Source organism: Sphingorhabdus sp., from assembly GCF_050921905.1.
Taxonomy (GTDB): domain Bacteria; phylum Pseudomonadota; class Alphaproteobacteria; order Sphingomonadales; family Sphingomonadaceae; genus Sphingorhabdus_B.
On the sequence record NZ_CP050888.1, the window covers coordinates 789,985 to 813,480 of the forward strand.

Genomic DNA, 23,496 nt, shown 5'->3' on the forward strand with positions numbered 1-23,496 from the left:
TAGAGGAATGAAACCACGCGCAGGCAAAGCCGCAGAGCGAGGCCGTTCGGATATCCGGGCGGCCTTTTTTTGTTGTGAAACAAAAGCGCCACGCCGTGTCATATGTTCACCTAATTAAAAAGCTATATGAAATCAGAGTTATGGACTCTTAAGCAAATGTGCGTAACAAGATACCCTATGGTAAATTTAATGCGGTGTTTTTATTGCAATGGCTAGAAGCGATTGGTTCCGGGGACTTGCGACAAAAATAGGAATCTTTGTTGCGTTCATTATTGCCGCCGTGGCGATTGGATGGGGCTGGAATTACGGGCTACGGCATGAGCAAATGTATGAACAAGAGGCCAGACAAGGCTATTTCGATCAATCCGAAAACGGATGTTACCAAATAGCCCAACCGTCAATGCAAGGCTCCTCGGTCGGGCAAGCGAATAGAAAACCATGCACACCATCAGAAGAAGCAAAGCAAGACAACGATAGCCGCCGAAACTATGCGGATCTCGTTGCCCAACGCAGTTCTGCGCTCTGGGCAAAAATAATGGGGATTGCAGCGCTCATCGGCATGGGGTTAAGCTTGGTCGGTGTCGCGCTGGTCTGGACCACCTTCCGTGAAACTCGTAAAGCTAATGAAATATCGAGAGCTTCGCAGCGCCCATGGTTGGACGCCAGCATCAGGCTGCACGGTATCTCGAAAGTCGCTATCGGCTTCGCTCTTCGAGTTGAAGTGATCATTGAGAATGTAGGCTCGACCCCAGCCAACCATGTTCGCTGCGCTGTGGATGGCTTTTTCTTGGATGACGTAATTGGGAACACTCCTTTCAAGTTTGGCGGCTCTCGAAAGGATACAAGCCGAGCCATAAAAGAAGCGGCTGCCCGTGTTAACGCCTCCAACGATTTGCTTGAACGAGACGGCCTTACCATTTTCCCGAATGCCAGCGAATCGCTTTATTCAGAAGAAGTTATCTCCGTAACCTCTCGCATGGACGAGATTAAGGATGTCGCATGGCTTGTAGTTGGGCTCAGGTATTTTCTGGGCCACAAAGAGGCAAGCACTGTCCGCGTTTTCCTTGTTAAATCGTTCGGCTTGCCGAACGAGACGGGCTTGGACGCAATTGGAGAATACGGATACGACCATACCGAGACTAATGCCATGATTAAGGTGTGGGAGAGGGGTGGTTACGCTGATTAGCCCCGAAACGCGCTAATCGCGCGCCATCTCTGCCTTTCCTGTAACTCCTACATAATGCCGCATTTTGGCCTTGCAATTTTTTGGGCACAACCCATCTTCCACAGTGGAGGCCAAATGGCTCCAAAACGAACATGCTGGCCGCTGCATTTGTGGGGTTGGCGACGAACCAAATTGCTTGAAGGAGAATTTGTAATGACGCGTTTTGATTTTACACCTTATCGCCGGAATACTGTTGGCTTTGACCGCCTTTTTGAACTGCTCGAAACCACGGGCCGTGCCGCGCAAAATGAAAATTACCCACCGTTCAATATCGAGCGCACGGGCGAAAATGACTATAAGGTCACTGTCGCCGTCGCCGGGTTCAAGGTCGATGAGGTCGATATCGTTGCGCAGCAAAATTTGTTGATTGTGACCGGCAGCAAGCAGTCCGAAAGCAACGATAATCGCGATTTCCTGCATATGGGAATCGCCAACCGGAACTTTGAACGCCGGTTTCAACTGGCCGATCACATTCATGTAACAGATGCAGACATGGCCGACGGTCTTTTGATTATCACCCTTGTCCGTGAAGTGCCCGAAGCGTTGAAGCCGCGCAAAATTGCGATTGGCGCGAAAACAACGGCAACGGTCATTGAACATGATGACGCGCCCAAGAAAAAAGGGCCGCGCGCCGCTTAAGCGTTAGACATTGAGGCGGGACGTAGAAACGGCCCGCCTCATATTTCCCTTTTACCTCTTATACCAATCGGCTCTGTTTCACCGCAGCCTTCACAAAGCTGGCGAACAAGGGATGCGGCGCAAATGGGCGTGATTTCAATTCTGGATGGAATTGCACGCCGATAAACCATGGATGGTCCGGACGTTCGACAATCTCGGGTAATTCGCCATCGGGGGACATGCCGCTGAACACCAGCCCGCCCTGCTCCAGAGCATCCTTATAATGGACGTTCACCTCATAACGGTGACGATGCCGCTCGGATATCTGCAGCGTGCCATAAATCGACGCAACATGGCTGTTGCCATCCAGCACGGCATCATAAGCGCCCAAACGCATGGTGCCGCCCATATCGCCGCCCGTTTCGCGCTTTTGAATACCCTCTTGGCTCATCCATTCGGTGATGATGCCAACGATGGGTTCTTTTGTAGGACCAAATTCCGTACTTGATGCACCCAAAAGGCCTGCGGTGTTTCGCGCGCCTTCGATACATGCCATTTGCATGCCAAGGCAGATGCCGAAAAAGGGCACCTGACGTTCACGCGCGAATTTGACCGCCGCAATCTTACCTTCGGAGCCGCGTTCACCAAATCCTCCAGGAACCAAAATGGCGTTCATAGGCTCAAGCGCGGTGGCGATGTCATCTTCGGATTGCTCGAACAATTCGGCATCAATCCATTTGATATGGACCTTCACGCGGTTGGACAAGCCGCCATGCGTTAAAGCCTCGTTCAGTGATTTATACGCGTCGGCAAGGCCGACATATTTGCCGACAACGCCTATGGTCACTTCGCCTTCGGGGTTGGATTGCCGGTCGATGATATCGTCCCAGCGGCTAAGGTCAGGCTCGCCTTCTGATTCAAGGCCAAATGCCCGAAGCACTTCATTATCAAGTCCTTCGATATGATATTGCAGGGGCACAGCATAAATGCTCTTTGCGTCCAAAGCAGGGATCACCGCCTCCTTGCGGACGTTACAAAATGCAGCAATCTTGGCGCGCTCTGCCTCCGGCAGCGGATGCTCGCAGCGGCATAGCAACACATCGGGTTGAATACCCAAGGATGTTAATTCACGTACGCTATGCTGTGTCGGCTTTGTTTTCAGCTCGCCTGCTGCGGCAATATACGGCACCAGGGTCACATGCACGGACAAGGTCCGTTCGCGGCCCAGTTCGTTGCGCAACTGGCGAATGGCCTCAATAAACGGCAGAGATTCGATATCGCCAACGGTGCCGCCAATTTCGCACAGAACGAAATCTAAATCCTGTGTTTCGGCCTTGGCGAATTCTTTAATGGCGTCGGTAACGTGCGGGATGACCTGCACCGTTGCGCCCAGATAATCACCACGGCGTTCTTTTTGGATAATATTCTGATAAATCCGGCCAGACGTAATATTGTCCGACTGACGCGCCGAAACGCCGGTGAAGCGTTCATAATGACCAAGGTCGAGATCGGTCTCCGCCCCGTCATCGGTCACATAGACTTCGCCATGTTGATATGGCGACATCGTGCCTGGATCGACATTCAAATAAGGGTCGAACTTCCGGATGCGAACGCGATAGCCGCGCGCTTGCAACAGGGCGGCAAGCGATGCCGCCATAAGACCTTTGCCAAGCGAGGAGACCACGCCACCGGTGATAAAAATGAACCGTGTCATGGGGGAGAAGGCTTAAGCTACGTTTGCACTAAAACACAAGCGCGCGAATCCGGCAGGTGAAAATTAACCTGTGCAAAACGGTATTTTCGACCGGAGCGATTATTTGTCGAGCGGAACTTCGGTCGCAGGCGCAGGGACCGTAGGCGTCGCAGAAGCCGGCGCATTCGTAACTGGCGCGGTTGGCGCTGCAGGCACCTCTGTCCGTTGCAAGCTAGTGTCGATTTCGCCGCTATTGCCCTTTTTCGCAGCTACAAAGGCCAGCGATATCGAGAGCAGGATGAACAGGGTTGCCAATATCGTGGTTGTGCGCGTCAAAAAGTCGGCGGCACCCCGGGCTGACATCAGGCCAGATGGGCTTCCCCCCATGCCCAAGCCGCCGCCCTCGGAACGCTGCATCAAAATGATGCCGACGAGCGATGCCGCGATAATGCCCTGAACAACGATAAGAAAATGAAAAAGACCCATGAGAGAAATTCCGAATATGAAAGGCGATGTGCCAATGATTATGCCGCCCACATAGCGAGCGCATCAATATTCTTCAATGCTATTCGCCGCTGCCTTGGGCTGCGGCCAATATCGGTTGGAATTTGGCGGCAGTCAGGCTCGCCCCGCCAATCAACCCACCGTCGACATTTGGCACCGCCAAAAGTACCGCGGCATTATCGCCGTTCATGGAACCACCGTATAAAATACGGATCTTTTGGCCTTCCGCGCCAAAACGTCCCACCAAAGCAGCGCGAATGGCGGCATGCATGTCCGCAACATCGGCTGGTTCGGCAACGCGACCCGTTCCAATGGCCCATACAGGTTCGTACGCAACGCTAAGCCAAGCGCCTGCGGCATTGTCAGGTAGGGAATGCGCCACTTGACCAAGGACAATTTCCAACGCCATGCCAGCTTCGCGTTCATCAAGCGTTTCGCCGACGCACAATATGGCTTTCAAACCAGCGGCCTTCGCCGCTTGCGCCTTGGCGCGGATATCACTGTCCTGTTCATGCTGCGCTGCGCGACGTTCGCTATGGCCGATGATGGTCAGCACGGCGCCTGCATCCGATAACATCTCGGCAGAAACGCAGCCTGTATGCGCCCCTGAATTTTGCATGTGGCAATCTTGGCCGCCAATTGGAAACGCGCCAACGGCCGCGACGGCACGTTCGATAAGCGTGGCTGGAATACACAAAGCCGAATCCACAGAGTTATGAAGCCGCGCCACGGCAGAAATTTCTGCCATTTCGGCTAGATCAGTGGACGTGCCGTTCATTTTCCAATTCCCGACGATAAACTTACGCATCTGACACCTCAAACTTTTATGGGCTACGAATCTTTCTGGGCTATCCATGCTTTCCGCCATTTGGGCAAGTCTATCCCTTGATTGCCAGCGGCTTGCCGCCTAAAGCGTCACGCAAAGGGCACTTAGCGCCGCATATGCAGGAAATCGCAGTTCATGATTAGCTCCATCCGTTCGCTCATTAATTCAAAATTCGGCGCGATTTTCGCGCTCGCTTTCATTGGATTAATCGCCATTGCCTTTGCACTTGGCGATGTGAGCGGTTCAGGCAATTTTGGTGCATTAAGCGGTGGTAACGTCGCCCGCGTTGGCAACAAGAACATCACCTTAAGTGAGCTCAATGACTCATTGGAAAACCAGTTGAGGGCGGAGCGCCAGAACAATCCAACGCTTGATATGACCCAATTTGTCGATGGCGGCGGGCTCGATTCCACGCTTGCACAATTGATCAATCGCTATGCAATCACGGTTTTTGGTGAAAAATATGGTGTGGCGGTTAGCAAACGTCTCGTAGATTCGGAAATACGCAAGATACCCGGTGCTATGGGATTGGATGGAAAGTTCAGCGCCGACGCGTTTCGCGCCTTTGCACAACAAATTGGCGTCAGTGAAAAAGCAATCCGCGACGATTTGACCCAAAATTTGTTCGCACAGCAGATTTTGCCCGCAGCCGCCAGCGGGCCAGCCGCACCGGACGGCATGGCTTTGCCTTATGCGTCGTTGATGCTGGAACAACGTACCGGACAGATTGCGTCGATTCCGGCCACGGCATTTTTGCCAACACGCCCGCCAAGCGAAGCTGTGCTGGCGAAGTTCTACAACGACAATGCTGCAAGGTTTACCATCCCCGAAAAGCGGGCGGTTAGCTATGCTATCTTTGGCCGCGACATCATTGCGCAACGCGCCAAGCCGAGCGAAGCGGACATTGCCGCTTATTACAAGGCCAATGCGGCACAGTTTGCGGCATCACAAACGCGCAACATCAGCCAAGTCATCGTCCCAACCGAAGCGGCTGCAAAATCCGTAGTGGCGCAGGTTGCTGCAGGTAAATCACTGTCGGCGGTTGCCAATGAACTGGGACTATCGGTAACGACAACGGCAAGTGTTACCAAAGACAGGCTGACAAGTTCCACAACGGCGGCAGTGGCCAACGCGGTGTTCGCCGCTGCACAGGGAAGCGTTACAACGCCTGCGCGGGGTAAGCTGGGTTGGACTGTGATCCGTGTCGATGCCATTAACAATGTTGCGGCAAAGTCGCTGGCGGCCGCGCGCGCCGACATCGAGAAGGAATTGCTCAAAACGCGCAGCGAAGAAATGCTGACCGAAATGACAGCAGAGATCGAAGACGCGTTTGCAGACGGCGCAACGATTTCCGATGTGGCAAAGCAAAATGGCTTAACCGTCAACACCTCGCCGAAGTTGCTTGCGACCGGACAGGACATTAGCAATCCTGCCTATAAGCCAATCCCGGAAATGGCGGCGATGTTGCCAGCGGCATTCCAGATGGAAACCAACGGCGAAGCGCAATTGATTGAGTTGGTCCCTGGCGAGAAATTCGCCATGATCGCCGTTTCTGATTTTGAAGAGGCTGCGCCGCCGCCATTGAATGGCGTCCGCAGCATAGTTCAGCAGCAATGGGCTTTGTCGGAAGGCGCAAAGGGCGCACGTGCTGCTGCGGATGCTTTGCGCAAGACCGCAGACGCTGGTCAGTCGCTTCAAACGGCGCTTGCCGCCGCAGGTATCAAGGGTGCACAAGTTGAACGGCTCAGCGGCACCCGCGCGGACATCTCACGCGAAGGTCAACCTGTTCCCCCGCCATTGTCGATGATGTTCGCAATGAAAAAGGGCACGGCAAAAATTCTTGCGGCAGGTGGGGATCGCGGTTGGTATGTTGTTCACCTTAATGACATTATAAAGGGCGATGCGCGCGGTAATGTGCCGATGCTTATGGCACGCAAGCAAGAGCTAACGGGCATATTGCAACAAGAATATGCAGCGCAGATGATCGTATCGGCCGCCAAAACCGCCGGCGTTGAAAAGAATGAAGGCGGAATCGAAGAGCTCCGTACCCGCCTGACAAACCGTGACGGAAACTAAGCCGCAGCTCATCTGGAGAAAGCGCATTGCTGACACCGAAACACCGGTGTCGGCTGCGCTAAAATTATTTGAGGCAGAGCGCGGCGATTTCATTTTGGAATCGGTCGAGGGCGGCGAAACGCGGGGTCGCCATAGCCTTATTGGCATAGCGCCTGACCTTGTGTTCCGCGCCGCCGGAAACAAGGCAGAAATCAACACCCAATGGATGACCGATAGCGAAGCGTTTGTGCCTTCCTTGCTCCCGTCGCTTGATGCCTTGCGCGCCTTGGCCGCCGCATGTCGCATGGATGTCCCTGAAGAATTGCCACCTGCCCTTGCCTGTCTCGTGGGCTATTTCGGCTATGAGACCATCGGTCTTGTCGAGAAGCTTCCGCGCGCGCCGCAATCGGCGTTGGAATTGCCGGACATGCTGTTCGTGCGGCCAACGGTCATTCTTTTGTTCGACCGCTTGAAGGACGAAATGTTCCTCGTATCGCCTGTCTGGACGGGCATGGAGGACGCGCAAGCCGTTGCGCGCGCCCATGAGCGTTTGGATGAGGCGGAACGGCTGCTTGATGCCGGGCATCTCGCCCAAGCGGAACCCACGGCGCAGAGCGATGGCCAAGAGCTGAAACTGCAACCGGTCCTACCCGCCGGGCGTTATGCCGAAATGGTGACTTCCGCCAAGGATTACATAAAGGCAGGCGACATTTTTCAGGTCGTATTGGCGCAGCGTTTCACCGCGCCCTTTGGTCTGCCGCCTGTCCACCTCTATCGCGCATTGCGGCGCATAAACCCCTCCCCGTTTCTGTATTTTATCGACCTTCCGGGTTTTGCGCTTATCGGGTCAAGCCCCGAAATCTTGGTGCGTGCGCGTGGCGGGGAAGTGACGATCCGTCCCATAGCGGGAACACGGCCGCGCGGTAAAAGCAGCCTTGAAGACGCGGAAAACAAGGCGTCCTTGCTGGCCGACCCCAAGGAGCGCGCAGAGCATCTCATGCTGCTCGACCTGGGGCGCAACGATGTTGGCCGCGTGACCAAAAGCGGAAGCGTGACCGTTACCGACAGCTACATGGTCGAATTTTACAGCCATGTGATGCATATCGTGTCGAACGTGGTAGGCGAGCTTGCCGATGATAAGGATGCGATTGATGCGTTGTTCGCTGGCTTTCCGGCAGGCACGGTGTCCGGCGCGCCCAAGGTCCGGGCATGCGAAATCATTGCCGAGCTGGAGCCTGAAACCCGTGGCGCTTATGCGGGCGGAGTTGGCTATTTCTCGCCCAATGGCGACATGGATAGCTGTATCGTCTTGCGCACTGCGGTGGTAAAAGACGGCATCATGCATGTGCAGGCTGGCGCTGGCATCGTTGCCGACAGCAACCCCGAATATGAACAACGTGAATGTGAGGCAAAGGCTGGCGCGCTCATCGCCGCTGCGCGAGAGGCCATTCGCGTGGCGGGTGACGCGAAATTTGGGCAATAGTGCCTCTTCCACCCAGGCGGCAAAGCCGCTAGGGACGCCGCATGATCTTAGTCATCGACAATTATGACAGCTTTACTTGGAACCTTGTCCATTATCTGATGGAGCTTGGGGCGCAGGTCGACGTTGTCCGCAATGACGACATTTCGGCGGGTCAGGCATTGTCATCGGGTGCGCAGGCGTTCCTGATTTCCCCAGGTCCGAAAACGCCCAATGAAGCAGGCGTGAGCCTTGATCTTGTGACCGCTTGTGCAGACGCAGGCAAGCCACTGCTTGGCGTGTGCCTTGGCCACCAGACGATTGGGCAGCATTTTGGCGGAACCGTTGCGCGCGGTGGGTTAATGCATGGCAAAACCTCCCCTGTTACCCATGACAATAGCGGCTTGTTCGCAGGATTGCCTTCCCCGTTTCAGGCGACGCGTTATCATTCGTTGATTGTCGAAAATGTCCCCTCAAGCTTAGTTGTAAACGCAACAAGCGATGACGGCCATATCATGGGTTTTCGTCACGCGACGCTGCCCATTCACGGCGTGCAGTTTCATCCCGAAAGCATCGCGACGGAGCATGGCCACGCAATGTTGGCCAATTTCATGCGTATTGCGGGAATGACGCCAAAGGAACGCGCATGAACCCCTTCGGTCCCCTGCCCGACCCGCAGCATCTGTTCGACCATGACGAGGCGGCGCAGGCCTTTGCCGACATATTGGATGCCCGCGTATCAGAGGACGAGATTGAAGCCTTTTTGATTGCGCTAACCGCGCGCGGAGAGACGATGGTGGAAATCGCGGCTGCCGCCCAAGCGATGCGCGACCGCCTGATCCCCATAGACGCGCCAGACGGAGCGATAGACGTCTGTGGCACGGGTGGTGATGGGCACCATACGCTGAATGTCTCCACCGCCGTATCTTTGGTCGTTGCCGCCTGTGACGTGCCAGTCGCCAAGCATGGCAACCGTGCAGCATCGTCCAAGGCAGGTGCAGCAGACACTCTGGAGGCGCTTGGCCTCAACATGGAACGTGCAGGACAGAATGCGGAGGCGACGCTGAAAGACCTGGGCATCTGTTTTCTGTTCGCCGCCAACCACCATCCCGCGATGAAGCGTATTCAACCGATCCGCCAACGCATTGGCCAACGCACGATCTTCAACCTGATGGGACCATTGGCGAACCCAGCGCGCGTCAAGCGGCAGCTTATCGGCATCGCGAGGCCAGCCTATGTGCCGGTCTATGCCGAGGCGCTGCATCATTTGGGCACCGAACATTCGCGGATTATTTCAGGCGACGAAGGCTTGGATGAATTGAGCCTTGCCGGCGGCAATGAGGTCGCTGTGGTTGACGCCGAAGGTATCCGTTACCAACGCACCAAAGCGGCTGACGCTGGCCTACCGGTGCATCCGGTCGAGGCGATCCGTGGCGGTAATGCGGCGCATAATGCGCTGGCATTGCGCAAACTGCTGCAGGGCGAACATGGCGCCTATCGCGACGCCGTTTTGTTCAACGCGGCGGCAGCTTTGCTGGTCGCTGGCGTCGTCGAAAATATGTCAGAGGGCGCGGAAGAAGCAGCAGAGGCCATTGATAAGGGCCTTGCCAATGCGTTGCTGAATTGTTGGGTGGCATATTGACGGTGGACAAGCTTGCAGAAATTTGCGCGACCAAGCGCGTCGAAGTGGCGGAACGCAAGCTTCAGGGCTTGAGCCATTGGGAGACGCCGTCGGCCCCGCGCGGGTTTGAAGCGGCGTTGCGGGCCAAAAGCCAGACCGGAATCGCACTGATCGCGGAAATCAAAAAAGCCAGCCCATCCAAAGGCCTGATCCGCGCGGATTTCAATCCGGCAGCCCATGCCCGCGCCTATCAGGCGGGCGGCGCGGCGTGCCTGTCCGTGTTGACCGATGCGCCTTATTTTCAGGGGCATGAGGATTATCTGATTGCGGCGCGCGCGACGTGTGACCTGCCTGTCATCCGCAAGGATTTCATGGTCGACCCGTGGCAATGCGCCGAGGCGCGCGCGATGGGGAGCGATGCGATTTTGATCATCGTGGCGGCGTTGGATGATGTCGTGATGACAGAAATTGAGGCCGCCGCGCGGCAGGAAAATCTGGACGTGCTAGTGGAGGTGCATGACGAGGCCGAACTGCAACGTGCGCTCAAACATCTGAAATCCAAGCTGATCGGCGTGAACAACCGCAATTTGAAAACCTTCGAGGTCGATCTTGCCACGACGGAGCGTCTGGCGAAATTGGTGCCGGATGATGTATTGCTCGTCTGCGAAAGCGGTATTTCGACGCATGCCGATTGCCTGCGCATGGCGAAAGCCGGTGTTAACACATTCCTTGTCGGGGAAAGCTTGATGCGGCAGGACGATATTCAGGCCGCAACGCAAAGGCTTTTGACGGGTCATGGCTGATCTTACGCATTTGAACGCCGATGGCGGCGCACACATGGTCGATGTGTCGGCCAAGGCGGACAATGTGCGTGAGGCCGTGGCCGAGGGCCGGATATCCATGTCCACCGAAGCACTTGCGGCGATACGCGCTGGCAATATGAAAAAAGGCGATGTGTTGGGCACGGCGCGCATCGCTGGCATACTGGCGGCGAAGAAGACCAGCGACCTCATTCCTTTGTGTCACCCTTTGATGTTGTCCAAAATCAGCGTTGAATTTGAATATGAGGCCGCCGCCATTCGTGTCGAAGCGCGGGTGCGGTTAAACGGCCCGACGGGCGTGGAGATGGAGGCCTTGACCGCGGTCAGCGTCAGTTTGTTGACCCTTTATGACATGGCCAAGGCGCTCGACAAATCAATGATCATTTCGGACGTGCGCTTATTATCCAAAACAGGCGGCAAATCGGGCGACTATCGCGCATGATTTCGGTGGACGAAGCGCAAGCCAGATTGCTGGCGCTGGCCTCTCCTTTGCCCCCTGTTGAACGAGAGCTTATGCAGGCCGTGCGGCATTATGTGCATGCGCCGCTGATGGCGATGCGCACGCAACCTGCGGCGGACCTGTCGGCGATGGATGGCTATGCTATCGCCGTACAAGACTTTCCCGGCCCATGGCGCGTGATCGGCGAAAGCGCGGCGGGGCACCCTTTTGCAGGCGACCTGCAACGTGGCGAGGCTGTCCGCATTTTTACCGGCGCTTATGTGCCCGAAAACGCCGATAGCGTCCTGATTCAAGAAAATGCCGTGCGCGATGGCGATAGTTTGCGCACGACCGTTGATCGCGTGCCTTTGCCCGGGGCCAATATCCGCCGCCTTGGGGCCGATTTTCGCGCTGGTGACGTGGTGCTACCAAAGGGCACATATTTGGACGCAGGGGCAATATCCGTGGCGACGATGGCGGGGCATGGCAGGCTCATTGTGGGCGGCGTCCCGCGCATTGCGATTGCCGCCACGGGCGACGAATTGGTTCCCGCCGGGTCCGCCGCTGGCCCAGCGCAAATCCCGTGCTCCAACAGCCCAATGTTGCAAGCCATGCTCGATGGCCTTCCCTGTAATGTGTTTGACGCAGGGATATTGCGCGACGATTTGACGGCGCTTGAGACCGGCCTTTCGGCGCTGTCCAAACAAGTGGATATCATTGTCACCACTGGCGGCGCGTCGGTCGGCGACCATGATCTGGTGCAAAGCGCATTGTTGAATATCGGCGCGCAGATGGATTTCTGGAAAGTCGCGATGCGTCCGGGAAAACCGCTTATGGCTGGCAAAGTTGGCAACGCGGTCGTGCTCGGCTTACCCGGCAATCCGTCCTCTGCCTTCGTCACCGCATTTCTGTTCCTCTTGCCGCTTATCCGGCACATGGCGGGGTGCACTACGCCCCTGCCCGCTTTGTTTGAGGCGGCGACCGCGACCGACTTGCCAGCGGGCGGAGACCGCGCCGAGTATTTGCGCGCAACGGTCGAAGGCGGGGATATCACCCCGTTCATATCGCAGGATAGCGGGTTGGTTTCGCCGCTATCTCAAAGCAACGCGCTTATTATCCGCGATGTAAATTCACCTGCCACGCCCATTGGTGCGGTTGTTCAATATCATCGGTTGTTCTGACCACGACGCGCTTACAGTGCACAAATGTTCTTCAGGCTTGCTTAGTCTGCATACGTGTGCAAGTTTCAAGTTCACAAAAATTGACAAAGTATCATGAATTTGAGTACACACGAAATTTCGGAGGGGAATGCTTTATGGGAAGCTTTGTTGAAACCACGCTCGCACCGGGCGAGACTGTTAAGTATCAGGCTCGTGTAAGTGTGTGGTCTCTATGGTTTCTGATTTTATTAGGCGTTGCTACAATGTGGTTTGTGGTCGGATTTGTTTTTTTCCTGATAGCTTTTCTGAGATGGTGGAGCACTGAACTGGCGATCACAGACAAGAAAGTTGTCGCTAAATATGGCCTGATTAGCCGCCAAACCGTTGAAATACTCTTGCCCCGTGTTGAGAGCATTCAAGTCCAGCAAGGATTTATAGGCAGAATTTGCAACTTTGGGACCTTGGTAATGTCGGGCACGGGAACGGCACAAGCGCCCATTGTAGGCATTAGCAATCCGCTGATGTTCCGGCGAGTTCTCCTAAGCGTTCAAGAGGAATTTAAAAGCTAGGATGTTCTTGACATAACCGCTTTTGTTCTCTAATCGTTCCATTCATGTTCAACAGGATGGGACCCTGAATATGCTCACGGCAAAACAGCACGAACTGCTTATATTCATTAACCAACGATTGGATGAAAGTGGCATTTCCCCTTCGTTTGAGGAAATGAAAGAGGCGCTTGATCTGAAGAGTAAATCCGGGGTGCACCGTTTGATTGGTGCATTGGAAGAACGCGGCTTTATTCGGCGACTCGCCAACCGTGCGCGCGCGCTTGAAGTTATGAAAATGCCCGAAGGCGGGAATATGGGCGGTAACAATGTGGCCCGCTTTGCGCCTGTGAAGGAAAGCAAACCGCAAATTCAGATTCCTGTTGCCGCCAATGATGTCATGGAAATTCCCTTCCACGGCAAGATCGCCGCCGGTGTGCCGATTGAGGCACTGGAAGGCCAGAATTCATTATCGGTGCCGATGGCATTATTGGGTGCAGGTGAGCATTATGCGCTTGAGGTATCCGGCGACTCGATGATTGAGGCGGGGATATTGGATGGCGATTATGCCCTGATCCGTAAGGCAAACACGGCGCGCGATGGCGAAATTGTGGTGGCGTTGGTGCGCGGCGAGGAAGCGACATTGAAATATCTGCGCCGTGAAGGTCAGCAAATCCGCCTTGACCCCGCCAATGGCAGTTATGAGCCGCAATATTATGCGCCGCATGAGGTTGAGGTTCAGGGTAAGCTGGCCGGACTGTTGCGCCGATATCATTGATGGGATGCGTTCGCCGCGCGCGCGGCATGAGCGGCCTTCACCCAAGGCATATGGCGGTTGCTTTCGTTGGCCGTGACCACGCGTTGTGCATCCAGATAAAAGGCCAGACCGCCGCTTTGTTCAAGCAATCGGCGGTCCGCCTTTATCCATTTGGGGCGGCATGACTGGGGCAACCATCGGTCGCTGACGACAATGTCGACGCGTTTGCACGCTGCGGCCATTTCCATGGACGCAATGGGGGTGCGTGTTCTGGTTGCCAACAATGTCCATGATCGCTCTGCACCCGTCACGGTCATCACGCAATTGTCCAACGTGCATCGGACGCCGGGCCAATCCTCAATCGGCGTAGCTTTTGCAAAGCTTCCGGCTTTTTCAAAAATCATCCCGCGCACAAAATCACCCGCCCTTCCGCGCAGTAACGCGACCTCTCCGTCTGCACTGACCAAGGCCAGATGCTTGCCATCACCCGTCACCAGAATATCGGGGCGTGGTGCCGTCACCATTGCGATGATGCCGATCGCGCAAAGCGGAACGCCGCAATAGCGGACATTTGTGGTCAGCAAGCCAAATATCAACGCGCCAACAACGAAAGCAGCAAAGGCCCATATCGGCATCGCAGGCATCATCGTGACCGCGCCGGGCAGGCCACTGACGGAATGCGCCAGCGCCAAAATCGCGGCTATGCCCTGCCCTGCCAGCCACCAAAATGGCTGCCCCAAGCCAATCACGTCAAAAACCAGCGCCAATGCCTCCAACGGCATGATGATGAACGTCGTCATCGGGATGGCCACCACATTGGCCAAGGCACCGTAAAGCCCTGCCTTGTGAAAATGAAACAGGGCGATGGGGGTAAGGACAAGTTCAATGGCGACGCCGGTCAGGATGAGCGATCCGACCGCCCGCGCCGCCTTTCGCGCCAGGCTTTCGTCGCGCCGTTCGGTCAGCCGCCTTATGAACGGCAGATCATGCATGACAACAATGGTCGCAACGGCCGCAAAGCTGAGTTGAAAACTCGGACCCGCCATTGCCTCGGGCCAGAATATCAACACTATTAACGCACCAAAGGCCACCAACCGCAGCGTGAGCGCATCGCGCCCCAACGCCAGCGCAATCAAGATGAGGATCGCAGCGATGCACGATCGGACCGTTGGCACTTCGGCCCCCGTTAACAACGTATAGGCCAGCGCAGCTAAAGCTGCCGTTGCTGCGGCAATGACGGGTATGGGAACCCGCAATGCAAGCCATGACGACAAAGACAAAAGGCGGCTGACCGCGATGAAAACGAACCCGACCACCGCCGTCACATGCAGCCCGCTGATGGATAGAAGATGCGCCAAACCACTGTCCCGCATGGCTTGTGCATCGGCCTCGCTGATATGCCCCTGATCGCCGGTGACCAATGCTGCGCCTATTGCACCGCTTCCGGGGGGCATGGATGCCAGTATATGCTCTGTTAGCGCCGTACGCTGCATCGCGAACCATGCCCCGCTGTCTGCTTTCTGAAAAAGCCGGACATCGCCCAAAGCCGTTCCGGTCGCGCCAATCTGTTGAAACCATGCGCGCCGGGCAAAGTCATATCCGCCGGGCAAAGTTGGCCCTGCCGGAGGCAGCAAGCGTGCGCGCAGGCGAATGATCGCGCCGGGCTGAAAATCGTCTTTATATTGTTCCGGTGACAGGTTCACACGCACAAAAGGCGGCAAGTCCGGGCTATCGCCCGTGGCGAGCCGCAGCCGGTAAACATTGCGCGCGGAGATATTTTCAACCGCTTCAACCCGCCCATAAAACTCCCCAGTCCATATTTTTCCTAAAACTGGCTGGGCAACCGTCGTTGATCGAAAGGCAATCAGGAAGAAACCAAGCAATATCGCAACAGCCGCCATTCGGGCCATTTGCCGCAAGCGGCTATATGGTGGCGCCAAGTTCCCGAAAAACAACAAGGAAGCGCATGACATTGCCAATCCTGCCCAAGCAGATGTGCCAAAAAACTGCCAGAATGCGACGCCGAATCCGATACCAACGGGTATCCATAAGGGTAATTGGTCGCGTTCGCGGTCGAGCCAGTTTTCCAGAACTGCAAACAGCGTCTTTGGCGCACCAAACCGGACGTTTCCGTCCTCAACCATATTGCCAGATTTCTGTTCCACCACAGCTATTTAGCACCAAGAAATGAAAGCGCAATTTATCCGCGATGCGCAAGCCATTGTTTGCCTTGACGCCCATGGAATTTCCTACCATTGGACTAGTCAACGACATAGCCATATTCTCTCCACGAAACATTGGCACTTGAAGGGCCTTAGATTGTCGTCACGGGTGTTTCCCGCGTCCCGTGTCATAAAAAAAACATGCCTTTCTAAAGGGCAGCCCGGTATATAGCTTAGAAGATATGGAGTTTCAGAATGGCCGATAAAAACGCGACGCTCACCGTTGGCGACACCAGCTATGACTTGCCCATCATGCAGGGTTCACAAGGCCCTGACGTGATCGACATCCGCAAGCTTTACGGGGCGTCGGACCATTTCACCTTCGACCCTGGCTTCACATCGACGGCAAGCTGTGAATCCGCGCTGACGTTTATTGATGGCGACAAGGGTATTCTTTTGCATCGGGGCTACTCCATTGAAGAGCTGTCCGAACAGTCGAGCTTCATGGAAGTGTCCTATCTACTGTTGAACGGCGAACTGCCCAACAAGGCGCAATTGGACGAGTTTAGTCACACGATTTCGCGGCACACGATGCTGCACGAACAATTGGCAACTTTTTACCGTGGTTTCCGCCGCGATGCACACCCCATGGCCATAATGTGCGGCGTGGTTGGCGCGCTATCGGCGTTTTACCATGACTCCACCGATATCAGCGACCCAACACACCGAATGATTTCAAGCCACCGTTTGATCGCGAAGATGCCCACAATCGCGGCCATGGCGTTCAAATATTCGGTAGGGCAGCCTTTTGTCTATCCTGACAACAACTTGTCCTACACCGGCAATTTCCTGCGCATGACTTTTGGTGTTCCTGCGGAAAAATATGTTGTGAACCCCGTTATTGAGCGCGCGTTGGACCGGATATTCATCCTCCATGCCGACCATGAACAGAACGCATCCACCTCGACCGTCCGCTTGGCCGGATCATCGGGCGCTAATCCGTTTGCATGCATCGCCGCCGGCATCGCTTGCCTGTGGGGGCCAGCCCATGGCGGCGCGAATGAGGCTGCATTGAACATGCTGCGCGAAATCGGCACGCCTGACCGGATCCCGCATTATATTGAACGGGCAAAGGACAAGAATGACCCATTCCGTTTGATGGGCTTTGGTCATCGGGTTTACAAAAATTATGACCCGCGCGCTTCGGTCATGCAGAAAACGGTGCGTGAGGTTCTTACCGAATTGAATATCAGCGACCCGATTTTCGACGTTGCGATGCAGTTGGAAGAAATGGCGTTGAACGACCCCTATTTCATTGAGAAGAAGCTGTTCCCGAATGTCGATTTCTATTCCGGCATTATCCTGTCGGCGATTGGTTTCCCGACCGAAATGTTCACCGTATTATTCGCATTGTCGCGCACGGTTGGCTGGGTTGCCCAGTGGAACGAAATGATTTCGGATCCCGCACAGAAAATTGGTCGCCCGCGTCAGTTGTATACCGGACCAAATCACCGTCCTTACCATAGCTTAGACGCACGCTGAATTATCGGGGAAGGCGGAGCATAAAGATTGCGCCTCCGCCTTCGGCATCACCGACGGTAAGGTCGCCGCCCATCGCCCGCGCCAGACGGCGCGAGATATACAGGCCGAGGCCACTTCCGCCATCGCCCGACCTACCCAAACGTTCAAATTTGACGAATATACGCTCTCGGTCTGCCGCACATACGCCGCTGCCTTGGTCGGAAACCGAAATAATAGACCAATCGGGTTCAGCGCGGATGTCCAAGCTTACCTCGGTTCCGTCTGGCGCATAACGGATGGCGTTTGTGACCAAATTCAGCAGAATCTGTAGCACACGTCTAAACTCTGCGGTGGCATTCACCTGCATTGCTTCGTCCGGAACTTTCACATTAATGCTATGGTCGGCGGCTTTAAGAGCGAGAAGCCCAGCCACGCGCCGCGCCATATCGCCAAGTTCAATTCTATCGGGCGCGGTTGTAAATCCGGGCCTTTCAACAGCTTCTAAATCCCCCAGATCTTCGACCAGAGCCGTCAGGTGGCGCGCAGCATTGGAAATATCGCGCGCATATGTCGCGTAATTATACCGAACGGGGCCAAGAAGCTCATTTCCGATTGTGTCGGCATTCGCGATGATGCGGCTTAACGGCCGATGCAGAATAGGCGTGAGATTTTCCCCAAAGACAAACGCCGGATCGACAAGTTGCGATCTTTTATAGCCGACAGAAGCGCCTGTAGGGGCCTTGGAAATATATAGCGTGTAGCCGGTACATGCGCCAGACGAGCTGGTTTCCGGTTCGCCCCATAACAACGTATCGTTATTTGTATTTAAACTGGTGCTTGATCGGCCGATTGCAGTGAATTTTTCTATGTCGCGGAGATATATGTCTCCCGTATCACCAAGGAGTCGCGTGACGACATGTCGCGCGCCACAACCGAAATCTTCCTGATGAATCACATCGCCCACTGGACCGGTTGCACGGACCAACCGCAAAGCTTGGTCAAAGTTGAGCGTCATGGTCTCATCCATTACGCGTGCCCAGGACAACTTCGCTGAAGTATCCGGATTTCTTGCGGTTTTGCTCCGCCAACTCAAAATGGCGATACGCACATTCTCGCCTGCTGGCTCCGCTTCGACCCACAATTCGAAATTGTCGGTGCCATCTGACACGATCAGTGCGCGCGCCAAACGCATTTGAAGGCGGGAAACAATCTGTACCAGCCCAAATAGCGCTGGACAGGCAATGATGCCGCCGCGCGTTCCGCCTGCACCCGCATGCAACTTGGTCAGCCTATCGTCTGCGCGCAGCAAATGGCCGTCACGCGACAATTCGCCCGTAACGGGCATTGACGACAGTGCCGCACCCGTCATTTCAGACCAAATGTCAAAAGTGAAAGCCGCGATGCCGACCAGGATGCGACAGTATTCAGCGCGTCTTGCCTGCTGATTTTTTCGTAATTTGCTTCGAATATCGCGGCCTCACGCGGGGTAAGCATTTTACAACGGACATCCAACAATATCGGTAAAGCATCAGCCTTCGCTATGCCGACTGCTGCGATCAAGATCATGAGTGCCACAGCAGATTCAAAATCTATGATCCGCAATACATGGTCATGTTCCAAATTCAGTTCCGCACTCAGCTGCGCTACGAAAAGATGCACGCCGCACGTGGCCGGATTTAAAAGGTCATCGCGCAATTCATCATTTAAGAAATGAACGATTTTGCGCGCTGCAGCAGGAGCAGTGCGGGCTTCGTCGTATAAGGCGATAAGTGCGTGGGCTGCCTTGATAACAACTTCAGAACGCTCACCCTGCGACACCTCAAGCGCTGCGACGACACGCCAGCAGCTTTTGTAAAGAAGTTCAGGCGGCAGGTTTAGAAACGTCCGCCCCCCTGCCCGCAGGTGCAGGCTATCGGCGGCAAGCAGTATCTGTGCGGCATCCGCAACATTCCTGACCGGATGGTCCAACAACCCAGTCACAAATGCAGGTTGGCCCTGGCCAAGACGATCATTTATTTTGTCCTCCGCAACCCGCGCCATGGCAAACTCGACCAACGCCGTTTCGCGTAAAAAGCCGGACCGAACCAACAACGGCCATGTCTTTGGTTCGCGAGCGTTGCCTGCAAGTTTTACCTCAATGTCGCGCACAAGTTGAAGAAGCTTGACCGAAACAGCGCTAATCATCGCTTCTGAGGCAGAAAGCGTGGCCGATGGGAAAATGATAGCCGCCGTATCAAGGCACAGGGCATCAACATCGCGCGCATGTGCGGTGGCGATCGAAAGCAAATCTTCATGCGGGTCAAATGGTGGATTCAACGCCAATCCCATATGGTTAACAGCCATGGCTATAGGGATTTTAGGTTAACGCGGCTTTAAGCTTAGTTTGATTTTTTGCCTTCAGCGTCGCGTATCATGCCTGCGATCATCAGAACGCTAAGCTGTAATACCATAATACATTGTAATATAGTCATTATTCCGACGGTCGCAGCCCCAATGATAGCAAGTAACGCCAAAGCAGCAGGTGAATGCAACACCTGTTTAGCCCATCCAGGCATCGCCATTTTGTGGGTAAGATATGCAAGCGAAGCGACGGCAAACGCCGCAAATAAGCCGTTGTTATCATAGGATGTCGCAACATAAACGCTACCGAACATCGCCAATATGATCAGCGTCCAAGTGACAACTGACAGGCTTTGTATGTGATCACTGCCATCCGCATCATCTGTCACCGCCAAACGTAATGCGTTCGCCGCGATGGATAGAAATGCCGCGACAGTTGCTGCTGTCACCAGATTTCCAAGCCCCAACGCAAGTGCCGCCAACGCTATTACAGGGGCCGCGAATTTAGTCGCGGTTACCGCCGTTGGGCTTTGCCAGATAAGCGGAACGAGACGGGCAAGAATCGGCCCGAATAATTTTGCCTCAACATAGCCTGCCCTGCTTGCAACACGTCGCCGAAGTATCTGGCGATTGAGTTCCGAAAAGTCCTGCGCGCCCGTCAGCACGGTCAGCGTGCCATTATGAACATGTTGTTGAGACAATGGGCGAAAGGGAACTTTAGCCAGCAACGCCTGCCGCAGCAGGGATGATATAATGCTCCAGTCTTCTGGCAGGTCACGCAACATCGCGATAGATTCATATCCAACAACCGAGACACCAGCCCACCGTGTGTTGATATCAATACGTTCAAACGCGCGATTTTCGTCACGGCCATCAATTGTGGCGATGAAATTTTCGGCAGATTTAAGAAGTGTTTCAACCAGCCCTAATTGCACATATAACTGCCCAGATTGCACCCATATGCGATCATCGGCGTTGATGTGACGCAAGATATCCCCGCCCGTACGGACAAAATCGACCGTTAGTTTTCGCGATGCGCAACGGTCGGCCAGCGCGATTAACACACTGTCGATATTTTCAACTTCAATCAGGAATCGTTGGATACCAGCTCGCGCTAGCGTCGTTATCTGATATTCAATCAAGGATACGCCGGCCAAGTCCGAACGCCCGGTGCCAGCAGCGGCACCCTGTCCACTGCTATTATCGCACGCGACGGAGAGCAAAGCGATTGTCGGCAAATTCGAATTTCGAACGGAAAGCATTTTTCAGATATGAACGTTAAGGCCGTTTTGCCAACAGAAATATGATATGCCTGCCTAGATATGTGCGTTAAAGTGCTCAATTGCGACACTCACATTGCCGTAACCTGACCCTAATCCACGGTCGTTTCATTAACCTTTGCGCAATTTGAAAAGTTTGCGTTTCTCTAACCGAATATTGTGTTAAATAGGCCCCTATGACCACACGCTCAAAAATCGTCGGCCTGAACCGCGAAATCGCTGAAACCGAACACGAAACTGCTGTGCAGGATGTAAACAGCAATGCCGGGGGCATTGCGGAAGACAATCAAGCAGCGGATTATGATTATGATCGTGGGGCGGACGAAACGTCATACCATGCGGGTGTCGGGCAATATGTTGCACCAACGCTGCTGTTGGTCGCGTTCGTTGCTTGGTCCGCGTTTTTTGGCCTAACATATTGGTCTGAAGCGCAATTTGGTATGAACGATGACCGTATTGCAACGCTGATCGCGACATGGGCCATTCCGACGCTTTTAATTGCTGTCCTGTGGCTGCTGTCCATGCGCAACAGCAGCCGGGAAGCCATACGCTTTGGCAAGGTAGCGAACGTGCTGCGGACGGAAAGCGACGCGTTGGCAATACGGATGCGGTCGGTGAACGAAGAAATATCGCTTGCGCGCCAATTTCTGTCCCAAAATGCGCGTGAGCTGGAAACAGTCGGTCGCCAATCTTCAAAAAACCTAGTGGACTCTGCGCAAATGTTATCGGCCGCTCTTGCGGATAGCGATGAAAAGGCAAAGACGCTAGAATCGGTGAGCAACGCCGCCAATACAAATTTGGAGCAACTCCGCAAACATTTGCCTGTTGTGACAAGCGCAGCCAAAGATGTCAGCAACCAGATCGGAAGCGCAGGTAATGATGCACAGGTGCAGATAAAGGCAATGATTGCCGCCCTTGAGCGCGTAAGCGATGCAGGTAAATCTGTAAGCGACTACATGCAGAATGTCGAAACGCGTGCGGATGACTTGTCCAACCGGCTAGAGCAATCGTTGAGCGACAATGTGAAGCTGCTCGACGACAAAAGCGCCCAGGCGCTCGACCGAAGCGCCGAAATGGCCTCGCTTATGGACAGCGCCGCACAAGCGATTTCCAACGGCATCGCGCAGGCATCAAGCGATGCCGACACTCTCATTACCCGCAGCAAAGCCCAAATCCTGGCCAACCTCGCCGACCTACGTCGCGCTTTGGGTGACATTGAAGGGCAATCCAGTCAGGAAGAGGCGCGCATTCAGGCCATAATCGCCAATATTAGCGAACATATTCAAAACAGTGCCGCGCAGATTTCAGAGATTGATCGTACGGCCACTGACCAGACGTCGAAACTTGCCTTTGCCGTATCGGCGCTGGCTGAAAGCACCCGTTCACTAGGAAGCGCCCTGTCCGACAACCAATCAACCACCGGAATCTTATTGGACCAATCGGACAAGTTGATTGGATCGCTTAGCGCGGCCAATCTGGAAATAAGCCATAAGATTCCCTCCGCGATGGACAGTGTGAACGCGCGCATGACACAGGGCATAGAGCAAGTGAACTCGGCTCTTGCTGCTGCGGAAGCGCTCGACAATATAAGCGACGGAACGCTTGAAAAGCTCAACGATATTGAGCAATTAATCTCCGCGCAACATGACGCGGTTGGCGCGTTGATGGCCCAAAGCGATGCACATTTTGCGGCACGCCATGAACAAGTAGATGCCCTCGGCGCTGCGCTCAAGCAAACGCAGGCTCTGCTGCAAGACATGTCGGATCAAGCAAATGACAATTTGGTCACATCGCTGCTCCGCGTGCGTGAAACAACCCGCGCTGCCGCAGAAAGCAGCCGCAAGATCCTCGACGAGGAACTGGCGCATATCGCCGATCAGTTGACCGAACAAAACCGCGCAGCATTGGCCAATGCAATCGATGCGCAGGTCGCGTCGATGAATGAAGCTGTGCAGGAAGCCATATCGAGCAACATCGAATTGTCGCAAACCGCCTCTTCTTTGGTGGCCAAACAACTTGGCGAACTCAACGACATGACGATGCGCCTTGAAGGCCGAATAGCAGATACGATAAACGGCTTTGAATCGGTCCAAGATGACAGCTTTGCCCGCCGCATGGTGCGTTTGACCGAATCTTTAAATTCTACCGCTATCGACGTCACCAAAATATTGTCCAACGACGTTACAGATACTGCATGGGCAGCCTATTTAAAGGGCGACCGGGGCGTGTTTACCCGTCGCGCCGTGCGCTTGCTGGATTCACGTGAGGCAAAAATCATTGCTAAACATTATGGCGATGACAGCGAGTTCCGCGAACATGTGAACCGTTACGTTCATGATTTTGAGAGCATCATGCGCCTGTTGCTCAGCACGCGCGATGGCAACGCGATTGGCGTTACCTTGCTGTCGTCTGACATAGGCAAGCTTTACGTGGCGCTGGCGCAAGCCATTGAGCGGCTGCGCCAATAAGT

At 54.7% G+C, this 23,496-nt stretch carries 21 protein-coding genes; 14 read left to right on the forward strand and 7 right to left on the reverse strand.

Annotated elements, in window-relative coordinates:
• Positions 1-158: 158 nt before the first annotated feature.
• From HEQ18_RS03810 to HEQ18_RS03820, 3 genes are all read left to right on the forward strand, one after another.
• The gene (locus tag HEQ18_RS03810; protein WP_432815584.1) at positions 159-251 is read left to right on the forward strand and encodes a DUF6471 domain-containing protein; all 93 of its coding nucleotides are present in this window, start codon (positions 159-161) and stop codon (positions 249-251) included.
• On the forward strand, positions 209-1,186 hold the full coding sequence (locus tag HEQ18_RS03815) for a hypothetical protein (protein ID WP_432816030.1): 978 nt from the start codon (positions 209-211) through the stop codon (positions 1,184-1,186). The genes HEQ18_RS03810 and HEQ18_RS03815 overlap by 43 nt, the downstream gene beginning before the upstream one ends.
• Positions 1,187-1,378: 192 nt before the next feature.
• On the forward strand, positions 1,379-1,864 hold the full coding sequence (locus HEQ18_RS03820; RefSeq protein WP_397579836.1) for an Hsp20 family protein: 486 nt from the start codon (positions 1,379-1,381) through the stop codon (positions 1,862-1,864).
• A 58-nt stretch (positions 1,865-1,922) separates the two neighbouring features.
• On the opposite strand, the gene HEQ18_RS03825 is transcribed toward HEQ18_RS03820, so the two are convergent.
• The 3 genes from HEQ18_RS03825 to tpiA form a co-directional block, all read right to left on the reverse strand.
• Positions 1,923-3,557: a CTP synthase gene (locus HEQ18_RS03825; RefSeq protein ID WP_432815585.1), complete on the reverse strand. Its 1,635-nt coding sequence runs from the start codon at positions 3,555-3,557 to the stop codon at positions 1,923-1,925.
• Between the two features lie 99 nt (positions 3,558-3,656).
• Positions 3,657-4,022 (reverse strand): preprotein translocase subunit SecG, encoded by a 366-nt coding sequence (gene secG, locus HEQ18_RS03830; protein WP_397604543.1) that lies wholly within the window; start codon positions 4,020-4,022, stop codon positions 3,657-3,659.
• Positions 4,023-4,101: 79 nt separating this feature from the next.
• Positions 4,102-4,848 (reverse strand): triose-phosphate isomerase, encoded by a 747-nt coding sequence (gene tpiA / locus HEQ18_RS03835; RefSeq protein WP_432815586.1) that lies wholly within the window; start codon positions 4,846-4,848, stop codon positions 4,102-4,104.
• A 153-nt stretch (positions 4,849-5,001) separates the two neighbouring features.
• On the opposite strand from tpiA, the gene HEQ18_RS03840 reads away from it, so the two are divergent.
• From HEQ18_RS03840 to lexA, 9 genes are all read left to right on the forward strand, one after another.
• On the forward strand, positions 5,002-6,942 hold the full coding sequence (locus HEQ18_RS03840) for a peptidylprolyl isomerase (RefSeq protein WP_432815587.1): 1,941 nt from the start codon (positions 5,002-5,004) through the stop codon (positions 6,940-6,942).
• Positions 6,929-8,404: an anthranilate synthase component I gene (gene trpE / locus HEQ18_RS03845; protein ID WP_432815588.1), complete on the forward strand. Its 1,476-nt coding sequence runs from the start codon at positions 6,929-6,931 to the stop codon at positions 8,402-8,404. The genes HEQ18_RS03840 and trpE overlap by 14 nt, the downstream gene beginning before the upstream one ends.
• Positions 8,405-8,445: 41 nt before the next feature.
• On the forward strand, positions 8,446-9,030 hold the full coding sequence (locus HEQ18_RS03850; protein ID WP_397604547.1) for an anthranilate synthase component II: 585 nt from the start codon (positions 8,446-8,448) through the stop codon (positions 9,028-9,030).
• A complete protein-coding gene (trpD, locus tag HEQ18_RS03855; RefSeq protein ID WP_432815589.1) occupies positions 9,027-10,022 on the forward strand; it encodes an anthranilate phosphoribosyltransferase in 996 nt (331 codons plus the stop codon). Before HEQ18_RS03850 ends, trpD begins: the two co-directional genes overlap by 4 nt.
• 2 nt (positions 10,023-10,024) lie before the next feature.
• Positions 10,025-10,804 carry an indole-3-glycerol phosphate synthase TrpC gene (trpC, locus tag HEQ18_RS03860; protein WP_432815953.1) on the forward strand — a complete coding sequence of 260 codons (780 nt, stop codon included), beginning with the start codon at positions 10,025-10,027 and terminating at the stop codon, positions 10,802-10,804.
• Positions 10,797-11,264: a cyclic pyranopterin monophosphate synthase MoaC gene (moaC, locus tag HEQ18_RS03865; RefSeq protein ID WP_397604550.1), complete on the forward strand. Its 468-nt coding sequence runs from the start codon at positions 10,797-10,799 to the stop codon at positions 11,262-11,264. Before trpC ends, moaC begins: the two co-directional genes overlap by 8 nt.
• The gene (locus HEQ18_RS03870) at positions 11,261-12,442 is read left to right on the forward strand and encodes a molybdopterin molybdotransferase MoeA (protein ID WP_432815590.1); all 1,182 of its coding nucleotides are present in this window, start codon (positions 11,261-11,263) and stop codon (positions 12,440-12,442) included. The genes moaC and HEQ18_RS03870 overlap by 4 nt, the downstream gene beginning before the upstream one ends.
• 134 nt (positions 12,443-12,576) lie before the next feature.
• The gene (locus HEQ18_RS03875) at positions 12,577-12,990 is read left to right on the forward strand and encodes a PH domain-containing protein (protein ID WP_432815591.1); all 414 of its coding nucleotides are present in this window, start codon (positions 12,577-12,579) and stop codon (positions 12,988-12,990) included.
• Positions 12,991-13,060: 70 nt separating this feature from the next.
• Positions 13,061-13,744: a transcriptional repressor LexA gene (lexA, locus tag HEQ18_RS03880; RefSeq protein WP_397602402.1), complete on the forward strand. Its 684-nt coding sequence runs from the start codon at positions 13,061-13,063 to the stop codon at positions 13,742-13,744.
• Here the strand turns inward: lexA and HEQ18_RS03885 are convergent.
• Positions 13,738-15,888, reverse strand: coding sequence for a ComEC/Rec2 family competence protein (locus HEQ18_RS03885; RefSeq protein ID WP_432815592.1), 2,151 nt, complete (start codon positions 15,886-15,888; stop codon positions 13,738-13,740). The genes lexA and HEQ18_RS03885 overlap by 7 nt on opposite strands.
• A gap of 252 nt (positions 15,889-16,140) precedes the next feature.
• On the opposite strand from HEQ18_RS03885, the gene HEQ18_RS03890 reads away from it, so the two are divergent.
• Complete coding sequence (locus HEQ18_RS03890) at positions 16,141-17,427, forward strand: citrate synthase (protein ID WP_432815593.1); 1,287 nt, start codon at positions 16,141-16,143, stop codon at positions 17,425-17,427.
• A 1-nt stretch (position 17,428) separates the two neighbouring features.
• Here the strand turns inward: HEQ18_RS03890 and HEQ18_RS03895 are convergent, their stop codons facing one another.
• Genes HEQ18_RS03895 through HEQ18_RS03905 form a run of 3 tightly spaced genes read right to left on the reverse strand, consistent with a single transcriptional unit; the run spans position 17,429 to position 20,984 of the window.
• On the reverse strand, positions 17,429-18,775 hold the full coding sequence (locus HEQ18_RS03895) for a sensor histidine kinase (RefSeq protein WP_432815594.1): 1,347 nt from the start codon (positions 18,773-18,775) through the stop codon (positions 17,429-17,431).
• The gene (locus HEQ18_RS03900; RefSeq protein ID WP_432815595.1) at positions 18,772-19,749 is read right to left on the reverse strand and encodes a hypothetical protein; all 978 of its coding nucleotides are present in this window, start codon (positions 19,747-19,749) and stop codon (positions 18,772-18,774) included. Before HEQ18_RS03900 ends, HEQ18_RS03895 begins: the two co-directional genes overlap by 4 nt.
• 35 nt (positions 19,750-19,784) lie before the next feature.
• The gene (locus HEQ18_RS03905) at positions 19,785-20,984 is read right to left on the reverse strand and encodes a hypothetical protein (protein ID WP_432815596.1); all 1,200 of its coding nucleotides are present in this window, start codon (positions 20,982-20,984) and stop codon (positions 19,785-19,787) included.
• A 218-nt stretch (positions 20,985-21,202) separates the two neighbouring features.
• Between HEQ18_RS03905 and HEQ18_RS03910 the strand changes: the two genes are divergently transcribed.
• Positions 21,203-23,494 (forward strand): hypothetical protein, encoded by a 2,292-nt coding sequence (locus tag HEQ18_RS03910; RefSeq protein WP_432815597.1) that lies wholly within the window; start codon positions 21,203-21,205, stop codon positions 23,492-23,494.
• The last annotated feature ends 2 nt before the right edge of the window (positions 23,495-23,496 follow it).

Bases quoted from the DNA above. Each gene is read 5' to 3' on its own strand.
- HEQ18_RS03815 (WP_432816030.1), top strand. From the start codon at position 209: ATGGCTAGAAGCGATTGGTTCCGGGGACTTGCGACAAAAATAGGAATC.
- HEQ18_RS03820 (WP_397579836.1), top strand. From the start codon at position 1,379: ATGACGCGTTTTGATTTTACACCTTATCGCCGGAATACTGTTGGCTTT.
- HEQ18_RS03825 (WP_432815585.1), bottom strand. From the start codon at position 3,557: ATGACACGGTTCATTTTTATCACCGGTGGCGTGGTCTCCTCGCTTGGC.
- secG (WP_397604543.1), bottom strand. From the start codon at position 4,022: ATGGGTCTTTTTCATTTTCTTATCGTTGTTCAGGGCATTATCGCGGCA.
- tpiA (WP_432815586.1), bottom strand. From the start codon at position 4,848: ATGCGTAAGTTTATCGTCGGGAATTGGAAAATGAACGGCACGTCCACT.
- HEQ18_RS03840 (WP_432815587.1), top strand. From the start codon at position 5,002: ATGATTAGCTCCATCCGTTCGCTCATTAATTCAAAATTCGGCGCGATT.
- HEQ18_RS03850 (WP_397604547.1), top strand. From the start codon at position 8,446: ATGATCTTAGTCATCGACAATTATGACAGCTTTACTTGGAACCTTGTC.
- trpD (WP_432815589.1), top strand. From the start codon at position 9,027: ATGAACCCCTTCGGTCCCCTGCCCGACCCGCAGCATCTGTTCGACCAT.
- moaC (WP_397604550.1), top strand. From the start codon at position 10,797: ATGGCTGATCTTACGCATTTGAACGCCGATGGCGGCGCACACATGGTC.
- HEQ18_RS03870 (WP_432815590.1), top strand. From the start codon at position 11,261: ATGATTTCGGTGGACGAAGCGCAAGCCAGATTGCTGGCGCTGGCCTCT.
- HEQ18_RS03875 (WP_432815591.1), top strand. From the start codon at position 12,577: ATGGGAAGCTTTGTTGAAACCACGCTCGCACCGGGCGAGACTGTTAAG.
- lexA (WP_397602402.1), top strand. From the start codon at position 13,061: ATGCTCACGGCAAAACAGCACGAACTGCTTATATTCATTAACCAACGA.
- HEQ18_RS03890 (WP_432815593.1), top strand. From the start codon at position 16,141: ATGGCCGATAAAAACGCGACGCTCACCGTTGGCGACACCAGCTATGAC.
- HEQ18_RS03895 (WP_432815594.1), bottom strand. From the start codon at position 18,775: ATGACGGGTGCGGCACTGTCGTCAATGCCCGTTACGGGCGAATTGTCG.
- HEQ18_RS03900 (WP_432815595.1), bottom strand. From the start codon at position 19,749: ATGGCTGTTAACCATATGGGATTGGCGTTGAATCCACCATTTGACCCG.
- HEQ18_RS03910 (WP_432815597.1), top strand. From the start codon at position 21,203: ATGACCACACGCTCAAAAATCGTCGGCCTGAACCGCGAAATCGCTGAA.